This window comes from uncultured Psychrobacter sp. (assembly GCF_947500265.1).
Classification (GTDB): Bacteria; Pseudomonadota; Gammaproteobacteria; order Pseudomonadales; family Moraxellaceae; genus Psychrobacter.
The window spans coordinates 1-453 of record NZ_CANMRN010000021.1 but is presented as its reverse complement, the minus strand read 5'-3'; the positions used below and the strand labels follow the sequence as shown (position 1 = coordinate 453).

1 protein-coding gene is annotated in these 453 nt (G+C 43.0%); it reads left to right on the top strand.

Going from position 1 to position 453, the window contains the following annotated elements; genetic code table 11:
• Window positions 1–183, top strand: a 183-nt coding sequence (locus tag Q0788_RS13885) for a hypothetical protein (protein ID WP_298811638.1), incomplete at its 5' end; no start/stop codon positions are given.
• Between the last annotated feature and the right edge of the window lie 270 nt (window positions 184–453).

Sequence of the window (453 nt, the reverse complement as noted above, 5' to 3'; positions counted from 1 at the left end):
GGGAATAGCTCAGTGGTAGAGCATAACCTTGCCAAGGTTGGGGTCGAGAGTTCGAATCTCTTTTCCCGCTCCAAATATGGCTTGAAAAAGCGCAAAAAGCCTCACTTCACAGTGAGGCTTTTTTTTATGTGTAAAATCTTTCCTAAGTCAGCTAATAGCGAAAACATAGAAATCAAAAACTAAAGCTAACTATAGATAGGACAGAGATTATCCGTATTGAAGAATAGATGCGCACCCCCGAATACCTGAGCAAACTAAACCTATAGCAACATAAGGGTATCCAATGCCACCAAAACCCCTCACATTAATCAGTGCCAAGCTCGCCTTTATCATATCCGCCATCGTCATCGGTATCATGGGTATCACCATGATTGGCTTTGGCTGGGTGCCGCATTTGTCTCTTATATTGGCCATCTGTGTACTAATGGCTATCGGTATGTACAAAGGACTCAG